The sequence below is a fragment of the Sphingopyxis sp. HIX genome, from assembly GCF_001468285.1.
Classification (GTDB): Bacteria; Pseudomonadota; Alphaproteobacteria; order Sphingomonadales; family Sphingomonadaceae; genus Sphingopyxis.
The window spans coordinates 39,795-56,677 of the sequence record NZ_LNSB01000021.1; the positions used below are offsets into that span (position 1 = coordinate 39,795).

At 66.0% G+C, this 16,883-nt stretch carries 16 protein-coding genes; 12 read left to right on the forward strand and 4 right to left on the reverse strand.

The features are described 5' to 3' along the window. Window positions 1-100: 100 nt before the first annotated feature. From ATE62_RS11555 to ATE62_RS11575, 5 genes are all read left to right on the forward strand, one after another. Window positions 101-1,963, forward strand: coding sequence for a 2-oxoacid:acceptor oxidoreductase subunit alpha (locus ATE62_RS11555; protein ID WP_058808521.1), 1,863 nt, complete (start codon window positions 101-103; stop codon window positions 1,961-1,963). Then, window positions 1,960-2,997, forward strand: coding sequence for a 2-oxoacid:ferredoxin oxidoreductase subunit beta (locus ATE62_RS11560; protein ID WP_058808520.1), 1,038 nt, complete (start codon window positions 1,960-1,962; stop codon window positions 2,995-2,997). Before ATE62_RS11555 ends, ATE62_RS11560 begins: the two co-directional genes overlap by 4 nt. Window positions 2,998-3,057: 60 nt before the next feature. Next, a complete protein-coding gene (locus ATE62_RS11565; protein WP_058808519.1) occupies window positions 3,058-3,444 on the forward strand; it encodes a GxxExxY protein in 387 nt (128 codons plus the stop codon). A gap of 72 nt (window positions 3,445-3,516) precedes the next feature. Then, a complete protein-coding gene (locus tag ATE62_RS11570) occupies window positions 3,517-4,467 on the forward strand; it encodes a metal-dependent hydrolase (protein WP_058808518.1) in 951 nt (316 codons plus the stop codon). Beyond that, window positions 4,464-5,840, forward strand: a complete 1,377-nt coding sequence (locus tag ATE62_RS11575; RefSeq protein WP_058808517.1) for a cryptochrome/photolyase family protein — start codon at window positions 4,464-4,466, stop codon at window positions 5,838-5,840. The genes ATE62_RS11570 and ATE62_RS11575 overlap by 4 nt, the downstream gene beginning before the upstream one ends. On the opposite strand, the gene ATE62_RS11580 is transcribed toward ATE62_RS11575, so the two are convergent. Further along, window positions 5,830-6,243 carry a hypothetical protein gene (locus ATE62_RS11580; protein WP_058808516.1) on the reverse strand — a complete coding sequence of 138 codons (414 nt, stop codon included), beginning with the start codon at window positions 6,241-6,243 and terminating at the stop codon, window positions 5,830-5,832. The two genes, ATE62_RS11575 and ATE62_RS11580, sit on opposite strands and share 11 nt — an antisense overlap. Before the next feature lie 101 nt (window positions 6,244-6,344). On the opposite strand from ATE62_RS11580, the gene ATE62_RS11585 reads away from it, so the two are divergent. Both ATE62_RS11585 and ATE62_RS11590 read left to right on the forward strand, forming a co-directional pair. Continuing rightward, window positions 6,345-7,625, forward strand: a complete 1,281-nt coding sequence (locus tag ATE62_RS11585; protein ID WP_058808551.1) for an SAM-dependent methyltransferase — start codon at window positions 6,345-6,347, stop codon at window positions 7,623-7,625. A 23-nt stretch (window positions 7,626-7,648) separates the two neighbouring features. Further along, the gene (locus ATE62_RS11590; RefSeq protein WP_058808515.1) at window positions 7,649-8,821 is read left to right on the forward strand and encodes a serine hydrolase domain-containing protein; all 1,173 of its coding nucleotides are present in this window, start codon (window positions 7,649-7,651) and stop codon (window positions 8,819-8,821) included. Here the strand turns inward: ATE62_RS11590 and ATE62_RS11595 are convergent. From ATE62_RS11595 to purF, 3 genes are all read right to left on the reverse strand, one after another. Beyond that, window positions 8,818-9,213 carry a hypothetical protein gene (locus ATE62_RS11595; protein WP_058808514.1) on the reverse strand — a complete coding sequence of 132 codons (396 nt, stop codon included), beginning with the start codon at window positions 9,211-9,213 and terminating at the stop codon, window positions 8,818-8,820. The genes ATE62_RS11590 and ATE62_RS11595 overlap by 4 nt on opposite strands. A gap of 62 nt (window positions 9,214-9,275) precedes the next feature. Continuing rightward, complete coding sequence (locus ATE62_RS11600) at window positions 9,276-10,010, reverse strand: SDR family NAD(P)-dependent oxidoreductase (RefSeq protein ID WP_058808513.1); 735 nt, start codon at window positions 10,008-10,010, stop codon at window positions 9,276-9,278. Window positions 10,011-10,014: 4 nt separating this feature from the next. Beyond that, the gene (gene purF, locus ATE62_RS11605; RefSeq protein ID WP_058808512.1) at window positions 10,015-11,472 is read right to left on the reverse strand and encodes an amidophosphoribosyltransferase; all 1,458 of its coding nucleotides are present in this window, start codon (window positions 11,470-11,472) and stop codon (window positions 10,015-10,017) included. 120 nt (window positions 11,473-11,592) lie between these two features. On the opposite strand from purF, the gene hisI reads away from it, so the two are divergent. From hisI to ATE62_RS11630, 5 genes are all read left to right on the forward strand, one after another. After that, window positions 11,593-11,973 carry a phosphoribosyl-AMP cyclohydrolase gene (gene hisI / locus ATE62_RS11610; RefSeq protein WP_058808511.1) on the forward strand — a complete coding sequence of 127 codons (381 nt, stop codon included), beginning with the start codon at window positions 11,593-11,595 and terminating at the stop codon, window positions 11,971-11,973. Beyond that, window positions 11,960-12,484: a hypothetical protein gene (locus ATE62_RS11615; RefSeq protein ID WP_082662768.1), complete on the forward strand. Its 525-nt coding sequence runs from the start codon at window positions 11,960-11,962 to the stop codon at window positions 12,482-12,484. The genes hisI and ATE62_RS11615 overlap by 14 nt, the downstream gene beginning before the upstream one ends. Window positions 12,485-12,549: 65 nt before the next feature. Continuing rightward, window positions 12,550-12,981, forward strand: coding sequence for a MerR family transcriptional regulator (locus ATE62_RS11620; RefSeq protein WP_058808509.1), 432 nt, complete (start codon window positions 12,550-12,552; stop codon window positions 12,979-12,981). A 66-nt stretch (window positions 12,982-13,047) separates the two neighbouring features. Beyond that, on the forward strand, window positions 13,048-14,850 hold the full coding sequence (locus tag ATE62_RS11625) for an acyl-CoA dehydrogenase C-terminal domain-containing protein (protein ID WP_058808508.1): 1,803 nt from the start codon (window positions 13,048-13,050) through the stop codon (window positions 14,848-14,850). 506 nt (window positions 14,851-15,356) lie between these two features. After that, a complete protein-coding gene (locus tag ATE62_RS11630) occupies window positions 15,357-16,844 on the forward strand; it encodes a phospholipase D-like domain-containing protein (RefSeq protein ID WP_058809417.1) in 1,488 nt (495 codons plus the stop codon). Window positions 16,845-16,883 lie beyond the last annotated feature (39 nt).

Here is a 16,883-nt window from a genome sequence, read left to right on the forward strand (position 1 = left end):
ATTCGCTTTGCGGCGCACAATTTTTTCTGAATTGCGGCCCGTGCCGTAGAGGCCTAGGCCGATGTCACAGGTTCGCAAGATTCAAAGGCAGAGATAAAAAATGGCGAGTGCGGTAGAGGACCGGGCCGACGATCGGCAGTCCCCCCTTTCCGATGCAGTGGTGGTTCGATTTGCCGGCGACAGCGGCGACGGGATGCAGCTGACCGGCGGTCAGTTCACCCTCTCGTCGGCGCTCGCGGGCAACGATTTCGCGACCTTCCCCGACTTCCCGGCGGAGATTCGCGCGCCGCAGGGCACGCTGTTCGGCGTCTCGGCCTTCCAGATCAATTTCGGCTCCTCGGCGATCGAGACCGCGGGCGACGCGCCCGACGTGCTCGTCGCGATGAACCCTGCGGCGCTCAAGACCAATGTTCCGCAGTTGAAGCAGGGCGGCCTGATCATCGCCGACGAGGGCGAGTTCAACGACCGCAACCTCGCCAAGGCAAAGTATGACGCGAACCCGCTCGACGACGGCAGCCTTGCCAAATGGCAGCTGCTCAAGCTCAATATCAGCCAGCTCACCATGGACGCGGTCAAGCCCTTCGGCCTCGGCAACAAGGAAGCGTTGCGCTGCAAGAATATGTGGACGCTGGGGCTTTCGCTCTGGATGTTCGACCGCGACCGCCAGCCGCTGATCGACTGGCTCGAGGCGAAATTCGCCAAGGACCCGAACCTCGCCGCCGCCAACGTCGCGGCGCTCAACGCCGGCCACGCCTATGGCGAGACCGCCGAGCTCGCGGGCCCGCTCAAGCAGCATCATGTCGACCCCGCGCCCGTCGCGCCGGGCCTCTACCGCACGCTCACCGGCGCCGAGGGCATCGCGCTCGGCCTCGTCGCGGGCGCGCAGCTTGCGAAGCTGCCGATGTTCTTCGGCGGCTATCCGATCACCCCGGCGTCGGCGATCCTGCATCATCTGTCGCGGCTCAAGGAATATGACGTCACGACCTTCCAGGCCGAGGACGAAATCGCCGCCATCTGCTCGGCGATCGGCGCCAGCTACGGCGGTTCGCTCGGCGTGACCAGCTCGTCGGGCCCCGGCATCGCGCTGAAGGGCGAGGCGATGGGCCTCGCGATCATGACCGAGCTGCCGCTCGTCATCGTCAATTCGCAGCGCGGCGGCCCCTCGACGGGCCTTCCTACCAAGACCGAACAGTCGGACCTCTATCAGGCGGTCTATGGCCGCAACGGCGACGCCCCCATGCCCGTCATCTCGGCGCGCTCGCCCGGCGACGCGTTCGAATGCGCGATCGAGGCGGTGCGTATCGCGGTCCAGTACATGACGCCGGTGATGCTGCTGACCGACGGTTATATCGCCAACGCCGCCGAACCCTGGGCGGTGCCCGACCTCGCAACCTATGAGGATTTCCCGGTCCAGTTCCTGACCGAAGTGCCCGAGGGCGGCTTCAAGCCTTATGGCCGCGACGAAAAGCTCGCGCGCCCGTGGGTCAAGCCCGGCACCCCCGGCCTGCTCCACCGCATCGGCGGGATCGAGAAGGAAGTCGACACCGGCCACATCAACTATGCGCCCGCGAACCACCAGGCGATGACCGACATCCGCAAGGACAAGATCGACGGCATCAAGGTCCCCGACCAGGTCGTCGAACTCGGCGCCGAAGGCGGCAAGCTCGCGGTGGTCGGCTGGGGCTCGACCTTCGGCCCGATCCACCAGGCCGTGCGCCGCAAGCGCGCCGAGGGCCGGGACGTCAGCCATGTCCACATCCGCCACATCTGGCCGCTGCCCGCCAACCTCGGCGAGCTCTTGAAGAGCTATGACAAGGTGATCGTGCCCGAAATGAACACCGGCCAATTGAAGACCGTGCTGCGCGACCAGTATCTGGTGGACGCCAAGCCCGTGAACAAGGTGTCGGGCCAGCCCTTCACCATCGCCGAAATCGAAGCCGCGATCGAAGGAGCGCTCGCATGAACGAGATGACCACCATCGCGCGCCAAACGACGCTCAAGGATTGGGAAACCGATCAGGAAGTCCGCTGGTGCCCCGGCTGCGGCGACTATGCGATCCTCAAGGCGGTGCAGCGCACCATGCCCGAAATCGGCACCGCGCCCGAGAACACCGTGTTCATCAGCGGCATCGGCTGCTCGTCGCGCTTCCCCTATTATATGGAAACCTATGGCTTCCACACGATCCACGGCCGCGCGCCGGCCTTTGCGACGGGGTTGAAGCTCGCCAATCCGGGGCTCGACATCTGGATCGTTACCGGCGACGGCGACGGGTTGTCGATCGGGGGCAACCACACGATGCACCTGATCCGCCGCAATCTCGATTGCCAGATCATGCTGTTCAACAACGAGATCTACGGGCTGACCAAGGGCCAATATTCGCCGACCAGCCGCGTCGGCACCTCGAGCCCGTCGACGCCCTATGGCTCGGTCGATCGCCCCGCACAGCCCGCCGCCTTCGCGCTCGGCGCCGGCGCGCGCTTCGTCGCGCGCGGCTTCGACGTGTCGAAGAAGCTGCCCGACGTGCTCAAGGCGGCGCATGCCCACAAGGGCGCGGCCTTCATCGAGATCTTCCAGAACTGCATCGTCTACAACAAGGACGTGTTCGAGGATTTCGCCGCCCCCAAGGGCGCCGAGGACCGCCAGCTCTGGCTCGAGAATGGCGAGCCGATGCTGTTCGCGAAGGGCACCAAGGGCATCGCGCTCGACAATGAGGAGCTCCACCTCAAGGTCGTCGATGTGGTCGATGGCGACTGGCAGTCGGCGGGTGTGATCGTCCACGACGTCACCAACCGCAGCGTCGCGCACATGCTCGTCGAAATGCGATTCGGCGAATTTCCCATGGCCCTCGGCGTCCTCTACGACGACCCCCGCCCGACCTTCGAAGCCGACGTCTGGCGCCAGAACAAAGCGGCATCCGAGGGCAAGAAAGCCGACCTGCAGAGCCTGCTCAAGAAGGGTCAGACCTGGACGGTAACCGAGGGCGGGCCGGAGCTGTAGCCACAGGGCAGCTCTCTGTTCGTTTCGCGCAAAGAGGCAAAGACGCAAAGGGGGCTGCGCTTGGCAGGTAAGATAGAGGCCTTGGCGAACGTCGCTGTCGATTGTGGGTTTCACATCCACAAGGACATCGGACCGGGCCTCTTGGAATCGGCGTACGAGATGCTGCTTTTCGAAAGCTTGGCCAAACGCGGCCTTCTAGTCGAGCGACAAGTTCCGGTCTCGTTAAAGGCCAATGGCATTGTCATAGACAATGCCTTCCGAGCCGATCTGTTTGTCGAACGAACTTTGCTGATCGAAGTGAAATCGACCGAGGCCCATGCGTCCGTGCATGCGAAGCAGCTATTGACCTATTTGCGCCTTATGGATTTGCCGCTGGGCTTGCTGATGAATTTCGGTGCAGGAACTTTCAAGGAAGGCGTCCGTCGAATCGTGAACAACCATGTCTAACCTAAGGCGGCGCTTCCCCTTTGCGTCTTTGCGTCTTTGCGCGAAAATATTCCTATTCCAACGGCAGAAATCATGGACAACCTGACCCACAGCCTCGTCGGTGCCGTGCTCGGCCAGATGGGGCTCAAGAAGAAGACCGGGCTCGCGATGCCGACGCTGGTCATCGCCGCGAACATTCCCGATATCGATGCCGCCTGCACCGTCTACGGCCAGCTCTCGCTGTCGATGCGCCGCGGGATCACCCACGGCCCGATCGCGCTGATCCTGCTCCCGATCCTGCTCTGGGCGCTGATGATCGGTTTCGACAACTGGCAGGCGAAACGCGGCAAGCGCCCCGCAGACCGGCTGCCGATCCACAAGGGCTGGCTGCTCGCGCTCGCCTATATCGGCTGCCTCAGCCATCCCGCGCTCGACTGGCTCAACAATTACGGCATCCGCCTGCTCGAACCGTTCAGCCATCGCTGGTTCTACGGCGACAGCATCTTCATCATCGACCTGTGGATCTGGATCGCGCTCGGCCTGTCGATCTGGCTCTCGCTCCGCCGCGAACGCGCCAAGGTCGCCGCCTGGACGCGCCCCGCGTGGGTCGGCTTCGCCGCGGTCTGCGCGTACATCCTCTTCAACGGCGCGATCACCGGCACCGCCGAGCGCGAGATCGCGGCGGTCCTCCGCGGCGGCGGTCACCCCGATGCACTCGTCGTCGCCAGCCCCCCGCCGCTCCAATTCTGGAAACGCGACGTCTTCTGGCGCACCGCCGACCGCTACGGTGCCGCCAGCTTCGACCTCGGCTCGGGCGGCAATGTCGACATCAGCGGCGCGCCCACCGGCATGGACGACCCGCGCGTCGCGCCGATGGTCGCCACCAGCCCGGTCGCGCAGGCCTTCCTCTTCTGGTCGCGCATGCCGATAGCCAAATTCGACGCCAAGGGCCGGCTGACCCTCTCCGACCAGCGTTTCGGGAACCCGCTCAGCCGCGGGCAGTTTGAAGTCACAGTCGACCCCAGCCCGGAAGCCAAGCCCTGACCAAACCCGCCATCGTCTGGTTCCGCCGCGACCTCCGCCTCTCGGACCAAGCCGCGCTGCTCGCCGCTGCGTCTGCGGGGCCGGTGATCCCCGTCTATATCCTCGACGACGAGACGCCCAAGCATCGCCAGATGGGCGCCGCCTCGCGCTGGTGGCTCCACCACAGCCTGACCAGCCTCGATGCGGCCTTGCGCGAAAAGGGCTCGCGCCTGATTCTACGCCGCGGCAAGAGCGACGAACAACTGACTCGAATCGCGGAGGAAAGCGGGGCAGGGCAGGTCCATTGCCTGCATCATTACGAACCCTGGTGGCGCAACGCCGAGCGCGCGGTCGCCAAGCACCTCGACCTCATCTGCCACGACGGCAATTATCTCGCCCCGCCGGGCTCGGTCACCACGGGTACCGGCGGACTGTACAAGATCTACACCCCCTTCTGGCGCGCGCTCAAGGAGCGCATGCCGCCCCCGCCGCCGACCAACCGCCCGCGCGACATTGCGGCGCCGCCGAAGTGGCCGGCCTCCGACAGGCTCGCCGACTGGGACCTGCTGCCTACCAACCCCGACTGGGCCACCGGATTCGGCAAGGAATGGAGCCCCGGCGAGGACGGCGCGCGCACCCGCGTCGCCGATTTCATCGACGAAGCCGGCGACTACGACCGCCGCCGCAACCTGCCGTCCGAAGAAGGCAGCTCGCGCCTCTCCCCGCATCTCCACTTCGGCGAGGTCTCCCCCGCCTATGTCTGGAACCGCATCGCCGAAGTCTCTGGAAACACCGATGTTTTCCTGAGCGAGGTCGCTTGGCGCGATTATGCCCAGAATGTCATCCTCCAATTCCCCGACTATGGCGGCCGCAACGCCCGCGAGGCGTTCGACACCTTCCGATGGCGCACCGGAAGCGCCGCCGACGAAGACCTGAAAGCCTGGCAACAGGGCCGCACCGGCTACCCGATCGTCGACGCCGGCATGCGCCAGCTCTGGACCACCGGCTGGATGCACAACCGCGTCCGCATGATCGCCGCGAGTTTCCTCATCAAGCATCTGCTGATCGACTGGCGCCAGGGCGAGCAGTGGTTCTGGGACACGCTGGTCGACGCTGACTACGGCAACAACGCCGTCAACTGGCAATGGACCGCGGGCACCGGCGTCGACTCGAACATGTTCCCGCGCATCATGGCCCCGCTAACCCAGTCGGAGAAATTTGGCGCCGCCGACTATATCCGCGCGTGGGTGCCCGAACTCGCGGGTCTCGACGACACCGCCATCCACGACCCCGATGCACACGCTATGCGCCCGCCGGCTTATCCCGAAAAGCGCATCGGCCACCGCGAGGCGCGCGAACGCGCGCTCGCGGCCTACGCCCGGATCAAGGGCTGACGCGCGGGCGACTGAGCGGGATCGCGATCGCCGCGGCGACCACGGGCAGCACCACCGCCGCGATCACCATCCACACCGGATGCGGGAACATCGTCGTCGTCACGACGCTCAGCGCGATCATGATCGCCCCGATCACCCAGGCGTAGAGCGGTTTCTGCCCGATCTTTGCCGCGACGACGGCCCCCGTGAGCGACCCGAAGAACCAGGCGACGACGACCGCGATCTTGGCGCCGAGCGGGATCACGCTCATCAGCTTCGCCTGATCATCGGGCTTCATCGGGTCGAGCCCGGGCGGCGGCGGAAAGACCATATGACCGAGCCCTTCCAGCAGGGCGACGACGATAAAGGCGGCGACGACGCCCGCCACGACGGCAACGATGGCGCGAACGATGGGATTCTGCATGCTACGACCCTCCCCGGGGGCGGAGAATAGCGGCCCCCTCGCGTCGCGACAACGGCATATGGCGCATTGCGCTTTAACCTTGCTTGCGCGACAAGATGCCTATGAACACGCATGTCAGGCCGAAGCGCGGGGGAGCGCTGCTCCAGGCGGACCGGGCCTTCCGGTCGGGCGGGCTGGCCGCGGCGCTGATGGCGCGCGCACCCGCGGCCTTTTTCCACCGCCGGCTCGACCGGATCGACACCGGGCTCGACCACGGCACGCTCGAAGCGCATCTGCCCGACGGCAGCATCCGCATCCTCGGCGGGCGCGGGCGCGGGCCGACCGCGGTTGTGCACCTCAACAGCTGGGCGGCGCTGGTGCGGCTCGCACTGTCGGGCTCGGTCGGCTGGTACCGCGCGTGGGACAAGGGCGAATGGACGTCGCCCGATCCGGTGCCGCTCTTCGACCTCTTCATGCGCAACGGCGAAACGCTGGGCAATGCCGCGCGCTCGCGCGGGCCGTGGCGCTGGGTCAACCGCGCCGCGCATTTCCTCAACCGCAACAGCCGCAGCGGCGCGAAGCGCAACATCCACGCGCATTACGATCTCGGCAACGACTTCTACCGCCTGTGGCTCGACGAGGGCCTGAATTATTCGAGCGCGCTCTTCGCCGACCCCGCCCAGTCGCTCGAGGAGGCGCAGCTCGAAAAGCTCGACCTGATCCTCGACCGCCTCGACCTTCGCTCGGGCAGCCGGATGCTCGAGATCGGCTGCGGCTGGGGCGCGCTCGCCGAACGCGCGGTCGAGCGCCACGACGTGCTCTATACGGGAATCACCCTCTCGCCCGCGCAAGCCGAAATCGCCGACGCGCGCCTCGCCGCGGTCGACCTGACGGCGCGCAGCCGCGTCGAACTTTGCGACTATCGCGACGCGCAGGGGCCTTATGATGCGATCGCCAGCGTCGAAATGGTCGAGGCGGTGGGGCAGGCCTATTGGCCCGCCTATCTCGACGCGATCGCGCGCCTGCTCCGCCCCGGCGGCAAGGCGGCGATCCAGTATATCCTGATCGATGATGCGCTGTTCGAACGCTACGCCGCCAGCAGCGACTTCATCCAGGCCTATATCTTCCCCGGCGGCTGCCTGATCTCCGAAAGCCGCTTCCGCGCGCTCGCCGAGGAACGCGGGCTCGTATGGCGCAACGTCCAGCGCTTCGGGCGCGACTATGCCGAGACGCTGCGCCTGTGGCGCGAGCGCTTCGACAAGGCGGTGGGCGAGGGGCGGCTGCCGCCCGGCTTCGACGAGCGCTTCGTCCGCCTCTGGCGCTATTATCTGCAATATTGCGAGGGCGGCTTTCGCGGCGGCGGCATCGACGTCGCGCAGGTCACGCTCGAAAAAACAGCCTGAAAACAAAACGGGGGAGGACAGACATGCGAAGATTATTGGCGGCGGCGCTGCTTTGCGCGGCGGCGGCGGGATGCTCGTCTCCCGAACCCGCAAAGACCGACACTCTGCCAAAGGATCTGAACGTGCTCTTCTGGACCCAGGACCAACGCGACGCCGCCTTCCGCACGATGGAGACGGTGCCCAAGGTCGTCGTCAACACCGTCAAGGCCGGCGGCACCGTCTATCCGCTGCCCGCGGGCGAGCCGCTCGACATCGGGCAGGACGTCGACGCCTATATGGCGAAGCAGCGCAATGCCGGACTGATCATCGTCCAGGACGGCAAGATCCGGCTCGAGAAATATGCGCTCGGCTATGCCGCCTCGGGCCGCTGGACCAGCTTCTCGGTCGCCAAGAGCTTCACTTCGACCCTCGTCGGTGCGGCGGTGAAGGACGGCTATATCAAGAGCCTCGACGACAAGGTCACGACCTATATCCCGACGCTCAAGGGCTCGGCCTATGACGATGTCTCTGTAAAGCAGCTGCTCACCATGACCTCGGGGGTCAAATGGAACGAGGATTATACCGATCCCAAGTCCGACGTCGCGCTGTTCAACTTGCAAAAACCCGTCGCGGGCGAGGACATCACCGTCAGCTACATGAAGACGCTGCCGCGCGAGGCGCCCGCGGGGTCGAAATGGGTGTACAAGACCGGCGAGACCAACCTCATCGGCGTGCTTGTGTCGAGCGCGACGGGCAAGACCTTGTCGCAATATCTGTCGGAGAAGATCTGGAAGCCCTTCGGCATGGAGCAGGACGCGGTGTGGATGCTCGGCGCGACGGGGCACGAGATCAGCGGCTGCTGCGTCTCGGCCAGCCTCAAGGATTATGCGCGCTTCGGCCAGTTCATGCTGAACGGCGGCGTCGCGGGCGGGCAGAAGGTGCTGCCCGACGACTGGATCGCCGCGGCGACGGTCAAGCAGACGGGCATCGATATCCCGGGCCGCGGCTACGCCTATCAATGGTGGACCAACGACGACGGCAGCTACGCCGCGCAGGGCATTTTCGGGCAGGGGATCTTCATCGATCCCAAGCGCAAGCTGGTGATCGCCTCGAACGGCAACTGGCCGACCGCGACCGACCCCGAAGGCGTCGGCGCCGCACGCGAAGCCTTCTACAAGGCGGTACAGGCGGCGGTGGACAAGGAGAGCGGCGGTTAAGCCGCTACCGGCTCCGCCATGCCCGTCGCGCGCTGCGCGATCCACGCCGCCAGCGCGGGCAACAGCACTGCCAGCGCCATGATCCACCATTCATCGGCCAGCGTGATCGCGCGGTAGATCGCCGCGCCGATCACCGCGCCGGCGACGAGCCAGCCGGCGCCATTGCCCCCCGACACGCGCATCGCGAGCCAGCTGCCCGCGAAAGTGCCGACGAACCAGCCGATAATCAGCGCGATCGTCGAGCCGAGCGGGATGAGAATCTCACCCGTTTCGAGGTCATATTCGGCGGGGGACAGATTGTTGCCCGCGATCTGGAACAGATAGACGAGGCCGAAGGCGACGACGATGCCGACCACCGCCGCGATGATCGACCGAACAAGACCCTGGGTCATTTGGGTGCCCTTATGAAAATCCGCATTGGCGGACGTCCTAGGGCAGGAAAGCAAAGATCGCGTTAAGCGTCCGCCATCACCTTGGGCAGCGCGTGGTAAGCGGTGCTGTCGAAGCCATCGACCATCAGCTGCGCGACGAAGGCGCCGACCGCCGCGGGTTCCTTGATGCTCTGCGGATCCTCGCCGGGATAGGCGCGCGCGCGCATCTGGGTGCGCGTGCCGCCGGGATCGAGGATCGCGGTACGCACGCCCGAAATATTGCGCATTTCGGCGCCATAGCTCGTCACCAGCGTCTCGAACGCCGCCTTCGACGCCGCGTAAGCGCCCCAATAGGCGCGCGGCTCGCGCGCGACCCCGGTCGACAGCGCGACCAGCCGGCCGCTCGCCGCGCGGCGCAGCAGCGGGTCGAAATTGGCGATCAGCGCCTGCTGCGCGATCAGGTTGAGCGTCAGCAGCTTGTTGAATTCCTTGCCGTCGATCGCCGCGACCGGGGTCAGCGTGCCGAGCATGGCGGCGTTGAGCACCAGCATGTCGAGCTTCTGCCAACGCTCGGCCATCGCGCTTGCGAGGCGCGCGATGCTGTCGCCGTCCGTGAGGTCGAGCGGCGCGATCGTCGCGCTGCCGCCGGCTGCGTGGATGCGGTCCTCGAGCTCCTCGAGCCCGCCCGCGGTGCGCGCGGTGATCACGACATGCGCGCCGCGCGCCGCCAGCGCTTCGGCGATCGCCTCGCCGATGCCGCGGCTCGCCCCGGTGACGAGCGCGACCTGCCCCGCCAGTTCTTCAGACTTGATGATCATGATGTCAGACAACCCGTTCGGCGAGCAGCGAAAATTGGTCTTCCAGCCCATGCTCGTCGAAATCGGTGAGCGTGGTCGGATAGTCGCCGGTGAAGCAGGCGTCGCAATATTGCGGCGTGCGGTCGCTGCGCTCGGCCTCGCCCAGCGCACGATAGAGGCCGTCGATCGTCAGGAAGGCGAGGCTGTCGGCGTTGATGAAGTTCGCCATCTGCCCGACCGTCATCTGCGCCGCGAGCAGCTTGGCGCGCTCGGGGGTGTCGACGCCGTAGAAGCAGCTGTGCTGCGTCGGCGGGCTCGCGATGCGCATATGCACTTCGGCGGCACCGGCATCGCGCATCATCTGCACGATCTTCAGGCTCGTCGTGCCGCGCACGATCGAATCGTCGATCAGCACGATGCGCTTGCCGGCAATGAGAGCCTTATTGGCATTATGCTTCAGCTTGACGCCCAGGTGGCGGACCTTGTCGCCCGGTTGGATGAAGGTGCGCCCGACATAGTGCGAACGGATGATGCCCAGCTCGAACGGAATGCCCGATTCCTGCGCATAGCCGATCGCCGCCGGGGTGCCCGAATCGGGGACCGGGATGACCAGGTCGGCCTCGACGCCATTTTCGCGCGCCAGCTCGGCGCCTATCGCCTTGCGCACCGAATAGACGCTCGTCCCGTCGACGATCGAATCGGGGCGCGAGAAATAGACATATTCGAAGATGCACGGGCGCGCGGGGCGCTCGGCGAAGGGATGGTGCGAGGTCAGCTGGCCGTCGCGGATGATCACCAGCTCGCCGGGCTCGACCGAGCGCACGAAATCGGCGCCGACGACGTCGAGCGCCACCGTTTCGGAGGCGAAAATATAGGCGTCGTTGAGCTTGCCGATCACCAGCGGGCGGATGCCCAGCGGGTCGCGGCAGCCGATCATGCCCTCGGCGGTCAGGCAGATCAGGGAATAGGCGCCCTCGACCTGCTTCAGCGCGTCGATGAAACGGTCGAGCAGGGTGCGATAGTTCGACGTCGCGACCAGGTGGATGATCACCTCGGTATCGCTCGTCGACTGGAAGATCGAGCCGCGGCGGACGAGGATCTTCTTGAGCGCGGTGGCGTTCGAGATATTGCCGTTGTGCGCGACCGCGAAACCCCCGGTCGACAGGTCGGCATAGAGCGGCTGGACGTTGCGCAGCGCGGTCTCGCCCGTCGTCGAATAACGCACATGCCCGACCGCCGAGGCGCCCGCGAGCTGGCGCATGATGTCGTCGCGGTCGAAATTGCCCGCGACATGCCCCATCGCGCGGTGCGTATGGAATTCCTTGCCGTCGAAGCCGGTGATGCCCGCCGCCTCCTGGCCGCGGTGCTGGAGCGCATGGAGGCCCAGCGCGACCACCGCGGCGGCGCTCTCGGCGCCGTGAATACCAAAGACGCCGCACTCCTCGCGGAGCTTGTCGTCGTCGAACGGGTGTGTGGTGAGCATTTTTGTCCAGCTGTGCGGGCAGTGACTGGGGGCGCATATAGGGATGGGAATCGCGATTGTCGCCCCCCCAATTTGACTCTCGCGTGACAGCGGCGTGCAACCTGCTCTAAAGGCCGCTCCATGACCGATCTCCGCGACAGCACAGACCGCTTCGACCCGCGTTTCGACGCCGCCGGGCTGGTGACCACGATCGTGACCGACGCCGCGACCGGCACCTTGCTGATGGTCGCGCATATGAACGCCGACGCGATCCGGCTGACGCAGGAGACGGGGCAGGCGCATTTCTGGTCGCGCTCGCGTGGGCAGATGTGGCGCAAGGGCGAAACGTCGGGCAACGGGCTGACGCTCGTCGAGATGCGCGTCGACTGCGATCAGGACGCGCTGCTGCTGCGGGTCGAGCCCGCAGGACCCGCCTGCCACACCGGGCGCCGCTCCTGCTTCTACCGCCGCGTCGAGGCCGACGGCTCGCTGACCTTCCTCGATGACGATGCGCAGGGCTAGCCTCGCTCTCCTGCTGCTGCTCGCCGCCTGCGGCCGCCCGGCGCCAGAGGCAGGGCAGGGCGATGCCGACAATCCGCTCGAGATGGCGGCGCGCGAACGCGGCGTCGTCCGCCCCGAGGCCGCCGATCTCACCGGCGCCTACGAACGCCGCCACGACATCGGCCGCGACGCGATGTGCGTCGTCCCCGACGGCGCCGGGCGCTGGCGCTTCGCGCTCACCGCCGCTTACGGCCCCGGGCTGACCTGCGAGGCGCGCGGCAAGGTGACGCGCGACGGCGAGGGCTGGCGGCTCGATTTCGCGGGCGCCGAGGGGTGCAGCGCGCTCGTCCGCGAGGAAGAGGACGAGCTCCGCCTGCCCGGCAGCCTGCCCTCGCAATGCGACAATCTCTGCCCCGCGCGCGCCTCGCTGTCGGGCCTGCGCCTGCCGCGCGCCAGCTGGTCCGAGGCCGACGCAAAAGGCTTGCAGATGAAGGGTGATGACGGCAATATGACACGGCCCTGCGGCACCTGATCCGCGGCGCTTTTCCGTCATCCGCCAGCCTTGACGTTCACGTCAACGGAAACTAGACTCGCGCGATGACCGACGAATACGGCCACGCCCATATCGACACCCCCGACCATCTCGGGCGCGAACAGTTCAGCATCACCGACCTGTCGTCCGAATTCGGGGTGACCGCCCGCGCATTGCGCTTCTACGAGGACGAGGGGCTGATCAGCCCGTCGCGCAAGGGCCTGTCGCGCATCTATTCGAAGCGCGACCGTGCCCGGCTCGCCTGGATCCTGCGCGCCAAGCGCACCGGCTTCAGCCTCGCCGACATCCGCGAGATGATCGACCTCTACGACGTCGGCGACGGGCGCAAGACCCAGCGCCAGGTGACGATCGAGAAATGCCAGGAGCGCATCGCGTTGCTCCAGCGCCAGCGCGATGATATCGACAGCGCGGTCGACGAACTGGCGCGCTTCATCGACATGGTCAAGAAGGTCGACGCGCGCCAAATCGCGAACTGAACCCGAAGCCATAGCCTCCCCGGGCGAGACCTGTCGCCAACCCCTGATTTTTCGGAAAGATTCGGCATGCCCGTCTATCGCGCCCCCATCCAAGATTCGCTGTTCCTGATCAACGACGTGCTCGGCATCGAACGCTACTCCAACCTGCCGGGCTTCGCCAACGCCAGCCCCGACCTGGTCGAAGCGGTGCTGACCGAAGCCGGTAAATTCTGCGAGGAAATACTCTTCCCGATCAACTATTCGGGCGATCAGGAAGGTTGCACGCGCCACGACGACGGCAGCGTGACCACGCCCAAGGGTTTCAAGGAAGCCTATAAGGCCTATTGCGATGCCGGCTGGACGCTGCTCACCCAGCCCGAGGAATTCGGCGGGCAGGCGCTGCCGCATGTCGTCGGTTTCCCGGTCGAGGAATATCGCATGGCCGCGAACCAGGCCTTTTCGATGTACCCCGGGCTGACGCAGGCCGCGGTCGCCGCGATCCTCGTCAAGGGCAGCGACGAGCAGAAGGCGGTCTATGTCCCCAGGATGATCTCGGGCGAGTGGGGTGGGACGATGAACCTCACCGAGCCGCATTGCGGCACCGACCTCGGCCTCATCCGCACCCGCGCGGTGCCGAATGGCGACGGCAGCTATGCGGTCACCGGCACCAAGATATTCATCTCGTCGGGCGAGCACGACCTCACCGACAATATCGTCCACCTCGTGCTCGCGAAGACCCCCGACGCCCCCGACAGCGTCAAGGGCATCTCGCTGTTCATCGTGCCCAAGTTCCTCGTCAACGAAGACGGCACACTCGGCGACCGCAATACGCTGCAGTGCGGGTCGATCGAGCACAAGATGGGCATCCACGCCAATTCGACCTGCGTCATGAACTACGACGGCGCGAAGGGCTGGATGGTCGGCGAGGAGAATAAGGGCCTCGCCGCGATGTTCGTGATGATGAACGCCGCGCGCCTCGGCGTCGGTATCCAGGGGCTCGGCCAGGCCGACATCGCCTTCCAGAACGCCGTGCAATATGCGCAGGACCGCCGCCAGGGCCGCGCGCTCACCGGCCCCGCCGATCCGCAGGAAAAGGCCGATCCGCTCTTCGTCCACCCCGACGTGCGCCGCATGCTGATGGACGCCAAGGCGACCGTTGAGGGCCTGCGCGCGCTCTGCCTGTGGGGCGCGCTGCAGGTCGATCTCGCGCATCTCGCCGAGACCGAGGAGGAACGCCAGCAGGCCGACGACCTCGTCAGCCTGCTCACCCCCGTGATCAAGGGCTATGGCACCGACAAGGGCTATGACGTCGCCACCAACGCGCAGCAGGTCTTCGGCGGCCACGGCTATATCGAAGAGCAAGGCATGTCGCAGTATGTCCGCGACGCCCGCATCACGATGATCTACGAGGGCGCCAACGGCGTGCAGGCGATGGATCTCGTCGGGCGCAAGCTCGCGCAGAACGGCGGCCGCGCGGTGCAGGCGCTGTTCGCCGTCGTCGACGGCGAGTGCGCGCGCGCCAAGGACATCCCCGAACTCGCCGATTTCGCGAGCCGCCTCGAAAAGGCCAATGGCGAGCTCAAGGCCGCGACGATGTGGTTCATGCAAAACGGCATGGCGAACCCCAACAATGTCGGTGCCGGCGCGCATCATTATATGCACATCATGGGCATCGTCGCCTTGGGGTCGATGTGGCTGATGATGGCCGAGGCGGCGCAGAAGGCGCTCGCCGCGGGTCGCGGCGACAAGGCTTTCATGGAGGCCAAGCTGGTCACCGCGCGCCACTTCGCCGAACGCTTCATGCCCGACGCCGGCGCGCTCCGCCGCAAGATCGAGGCGGGCAGCGAAGCGATGATGGCGCTGACCCCCGAACAGTTCCACGCGGCGTGATGGCGGCGGCCGACCGATCGGATCGATGACCGTTTTGGGGTGGGGAGCGGACGCTCCTAATCCTCCCTGCGGCGAAGCCGTGGGGAGGGGGACCACCCGCAGGGTGGTGGAGGGGGCGACGCCATAAACGTCGGCTCAAGGCCGCCACCCCTCCACCATGCTTCGCATGGTCCCCCTCCCCATCGCTTCGCGACAGGGAGGATTAGAATGACCGCTTCCGCCCGAAAGCCGCCATCAGCGCGCCCGAGAAAAAACCGCTTTCCTAATAAATCCCGCCATGATCTACCCTGCGGAATGAAGCCTATCCTCATTCGCAGCGCCGCGCGCCGGTCGCGGCTAACCCCTTGTTCCCGCGCGCGATGGGGCGTCAACTTAGTCAACTTCCGTCCAGCGCGTCCGGCCCTGTCCTTTGTCTCGCCATGGGTCTTTTCGGGTCGCCCGCCGGTCAGCGACGATTTCACGGAAAGGGCTCGCAACCAAATCACCCCCAGCGCGTCAGTGCGGTCATGAGCGAGGGTGCGCTTTCCCCGATCGTCGTCGAGGGCCGCAATTGCTGGCGGATCGAACGCGCCGACAAGGCGCGGATGATCGTCGACGCCGCGGATTATTACGCGCTGCTCAGGGACCTGATGGCGGGCGCGAAACAGCGCATCCTGCTCATCGGCTGGGACTTCGACCCGCGCATTCCCTTATGCCCCGACGAAAAGGGGAGGGGCGAGGCGCTCGGCCATTATCTGCTCCGCCTCGCGCACGATACGCCCGGTCGCGACATCGACATCCTCCGCTGGAATTTCGGCGGGTTGAAGCAATTCTTCTCGCCGGCGATCGTGACGATGATCGCGCGCTGGAAACTGACCCGCGCGATCAGCTTCCGCATGGACAGCGCGCATCCGCTGGGGTGCAGCCATCACCAGAAGGTCGCGGTGTTCGACGATCATCTCGCGGTGTGTGGCGGCATCGACGTCAGCTCGCGGCGCTGGGACACGCGCGACCACCCTGACGGCGACGGCCACCGCACCGACCCCGACGGCAAATCCTATATGCCTTGGCACGATTCGACGATGATCCTCGCCGGCCCCGTCGGCAATGCGCTCGCCGAACTCGGCAACGAGCGCTGGCAGCGCGCGACCAAGAAGCCGCTGCGCGAGATTGAGGGCGATGGCGAGAATTGGCCCGACGACCTTGAGCCCGACTTCTTCGGCGTCGACGTCGCCATCTCGCGCACCCGCGCCGAATATGACGGTTATGAGGAAATTCGCGAGATCGAGCAGCTCTATCTCGACATGATCGCGGCCGCCAAGCGCTTCATCTATTTCGAGAATCAATATTTCACGAGCGCCAGGATCGCCGCCGCGATCGCCGAGCGGCTGAACGAGGACGACGCCCCCGAATTCGTTATTGTCATGCCCAAGACCGCCGACGGCTGGCTCGAGCAGATGGCGATGGACGCCGCGCGCGTGCAGCTGGTGCGCGAGATCGCCAAGGCGAAGCACGGCGATCGCCTCCGCGTCTATGTCCCGCACACCGCGGGCGGCGAGCCCATCTACGTCCACGCCAAGACCGCGATCGTCGACGACCGCATGATCCGCGTCGGATCGGCGAACATGAACAACCGTTCGATGGGGCTCGACAGCGAATGCGACGTCACGATCGACGCGGCCTTGTCGGCGAACACCGGGGTCGAGCCGACGATCCGGCGCCTTCGCGAATCGCTGATCGCCGAGCATCTCGGCGTCGAACCGGTGATGGTCGGCCGCGGGTTCGAAGCGTCGGGGTCGCTGATCGACACGATCGAGGGCCTGCGCAGCGGCGAGGGGCGCTCGCTCGAACTGCTCGACCTCGTCAAGCCGGGGCCGTTCGACGAATATATCGCCGAGCACGAACTGCTCGACCCCGAAAGCCCCGACGCGATGTTCGACGCGATCCCCGAGCGCGGGATGCGCAAGAACTGGCACAAGGGTAGGGCGTGGATACGGCGCATCCGTGGACGCTGATTGGCATTTCGCCTGTGACCATAGGCACTTGCGGTGACG

Coding starts and splice junctions, on each gene's coding strand:
- ATE62_RS11595 (WP_058808514.1), bottom strand. CDS start 9,213: ATGACCCAGGGTCTTGTTCGGTCGATCATCGCGGCGGTGGTCGGCATC.
- ATE62_RS11620 (WP_058808509.1), top strand. CDS start 12,550: ATGACCGACGAATACGGCCACGCCCATATCGACACCCCCGACCATCTC.
- ATE62_RS11580 (WP_058808516.1), bottom strand. CDS start 6,243: ATGCAGAATCCCATCGTTCGCGCCATCGTTGCCGTCGTGGCGGGCGTC.
- ATE62_RS11585 (WP_058808551.1), top strand. CDS start 6,345: ATGAACACGCATGTCAGGCCGAAGCGCGGGGGAGCGCTGCTCCAGGCG.
- ATE62_RS11555 (WP_058808521.1), top strand. CDS start 101: ATGGCGAGTGCGGTAGAGGACCGGGCCGACGATCGGCAGTCCCCCCTT.
- ATE62_RS11590 (WP_058808515.1), top strand. CDS start 7,649: ATGCGAAGATTATTGGCGGCGGCGCTGCTTTGCGCGGCGGCGGCGGGA.
- ATE62_RS11625 (WP_058808508.1), top strand. CDS start 13,048: ATGCCCGTCTATCGCGCCCCCATCCAAGATTCGCTGTTCCTGATCAAC.
- hisI (WP_058808511.1), top strand. CDS start 11,593: ATGACCGATCTCCGCGACAGCACAGACCGCTTCGACCCGCGTTTCGAC.
- purF (WP_058808512.1), bottom strand. CDS start 11,472: ATGCTCACCACACACCCGTTCGACGACGACAAGCTCCGCGAGGAGTGC.
- ATE62_RS11570 (WP_058808518.1), top strand. CDS start 3,517: ATGGACAACCTGACCCACAGCCTCGTCGGTGCCGTGCTCGGCCAGATG.
- ATE62_RS11630 (WP_058809417.1), top strand. CDS start 15,357: ATGAGCGAGGGTGCGCTTTCCCCGATCGTCGTCGAGGGCCGCAATTGC.
- ATE62_RS11560 (WP_058808520.1), top strand. CDS start 1,960: ATGAACGAGATGACCACCATCGCGCGCCAAACGACGCTCAAGGATTGG.
- ATE62_RS11615 (WP_082662768.1), top strand. CDS start 11,960: ATGCGCAGGGCTAGCCTCGCTCTCCTGCTGCTGCTCGCCGCCTGCGGC.
- ATE62_RS11600 (WP_058808513.1), bottom strand. CDS start 10,010: ATGATCATCAAGTCTGAAGAACTGGCGGGGCAGGTCGCGCTCGTCACC.